Here is a 2165-nt window from a genome sequence, read left to right as displayed (position 1 = left end):
GGCACTCGGCACTTTAAGGGGGGGTCGTAGTAGCCCCCCCTTTTTCCTCTCTCACCCCAAAAAATCCAAGTTCAAAAAACCAAAAAAAGCACCTTTTTCAGGTGCTTTTTATCTTTCAAGACCATTTTCTCTTTCACGACGCTTTTCAACCCTGTTTAAACGCTCAAATTCGCCCTCAGGGGCTTTTTCTTTAATTTTGCCTACCAAATCATTAAAAAGGCTCTTAAACGTCTTTAAATCGTTTGTACGGGCTTTTAAAAATTCTTTGGTGCTTTTATATATCAAACCAATTTCACGCTTTAAATCGCTTATATGGCTTTTTAATTTGCTATTCTCTCGAAGCAACTGCATATTTTCCTGTCTTAATTTTTTATTTGAATTGGCTTCTGTTTCCCACTCTTTATAAATCACTCTAAGCTTTTGACCCAAAGCTTTATTTTCCTTTGCTAAATCGGTGTTCAATATTTTTTCCATCTTGCCTTTTAGCTGTTTATTTTCTTTGGCAGCATGAACCAAATTTTTAAAGTCTTGTTCGGGAACAATCACATTTCCAGTCGGTGTCTTTTTCAACTCTTTTTTGGGAATCCCAAAAAGATTCTTTTCCTCGCTCTTAACCTCGATTTGCTGAAATTCCCTTTTGGCCCGAACTTTAATTTCATCTGGAACTTTTTCATTGAGGGCGAGCAATTCATTTTTCTTCTCCTGGAGATTTTTTTCTAGAAAATCAATTTCTTTTTCCAGCGTCTGCTTTTTGAATTCCCTCGTTTCCAAATGCTCACGAGTAGAACCTTTTTCTCCACGCTCCAAATCAAAGCCAAGCTTTTGCATATGCTCGGGAAACTTATCTTGCAACCAAAGCAATTCTTGACGATTGAACACATTTTTCCCTTGCAGTTTTCCATCACGCATTGGCACAACGCCAACATGCATATGGGGCGTTTTTTCGTCCATATGTACCGTTGCATAAGCAATATTTTGCTCGCCATAGCGTTCGGAAAATAATTTATAACTTTCCTCAAAAAATCGTTTTTGTTCTGTAGGATCCAGACGGTCAAAAAAATTTTTGTCAGATGTCACGAGCAACTCGTTTACAAGCACCGCATCTTTCCGAGTTTTTCTCGTACCTGTTTTTTGCGATTCAATGATTTCTTTGACATGCTGGTTATAATCAATTTTCCCATCATGGACCAAATCATAATTTTCATGGGAACGCTCTTTATCAATATCCGAATTCGTCCTGCTTTCTCTTTCACGCTGATTATGAAACTGAATTCCTTTCAAATCATGCGCCTTCATTTTCTGCATTCGGACGACCGCATAACTCATAAAATCAGCTCCGTTTCGGGGTCAGTTTTTCGGCAACACTTCCATGTAAAGTATAACACACTATACTTTACATTCGTAAAGTGTGTGCTCTGCGAGGCTTTTTCGGCTACCCGCCGAACCATGCTAACGCATGGGAAAACCTTGGGCTTTGCCCAAACCCACAAGGGGAAATGATTCCCCCTTGATCCCCCCAATAAAAACTCCCCCAACCCCCTCAATTTTGAGGGGACTCCCTCGCCGGTCGGCAGGAATCGAATGGGATTCGATTCAATGCCAAGAGGGTTCGGGTGTGGTGAGTCTGTCAATCGACTTTCGCGGCATATCCTCATTTCGCTATCGCTCATTCCGGTATTCCACGATTCTATTGACAGACGCCACGTGTCGCTTTCTCCTTCAAGCGCCCACCAGAACAAAATAAAAAAAGATACAGAAAAAGATACAGAAGAATCTTCTGTATCTCTTGTATCTCAATCCTTTTCTGTCGTTTTATGTCGATTATTTTAACTCTCCTGTTTCTCTATCAATATCGCCCCGACCATATTTCCGTTCTTGATAAACGGCATCAAAATACAGTCTAATCAATCCAGTATGCGAACGTAAAACAGAATTGATAATCTTCATGCTGGGTAAGTTATATTCTTCCCCACGAACCCTTACAAACCTTCTTAATTCACGAATATTAGCCAGTCCATGTTCATCAATCAAATCACAAAGATCATTCAGCATGTCGTCTTTTTCTTCAACATCAAGCGTTATGTATCTATCAATATCAAAATTGTTTAGTAGTTTAATATCTTTCTTGTCATATACATGCTTGTTTTTAGCGATAGCGTCTTTTG

The 2165-nt window shown here is 39.4% G+C and carries 1 protein-coding gene and 1 pseudogene; both read right to left on the bottom strand.

Features of this window, described 5'->3' with window-relative positions:
* Positions 1-108: 108 nt before the first annotated feature.
* Positions 109-1326, bottom strand: a complete 1218-nt coding sequence (gene mobV, locus ACFVQB_RS34290) for a MobV family relaxase (RefSeq protein ID WP_120377766.1) — start codon at positions 1324-1326, stop codon at positions 109-111.
* Between the two features lie 495 nt (positions 1327-1821).
* Positions 1822-2165, bottom strand: a pseudogene (locus tag ACFVQB_RS34285) (replication protein); the annotation flags it as partial.

Origin of the sequence: Paenibacillus sp. NPDC057886 (assembly GCF_042796655.1) — a bacterium.
Lineage (GTDB): Bacteria > Bacillota > Bacilli > Paenibacillales > Paenibacillaceae > Paenibacillus.
The sequence above is the reverse complement of the archived record's forward strand: the minus strand, read 5'-3'. Positions and strand labels throughout refer to the sequence as shown.

Coding starts and splice junctions, on each gene's coding strand:
- mobV (WP_120377766.1), bottom strand. CDS start 1,326: ATGAGTTATGCGGTCGTCCGAATGCAGAAAATGAAGGCGCATGATTTG.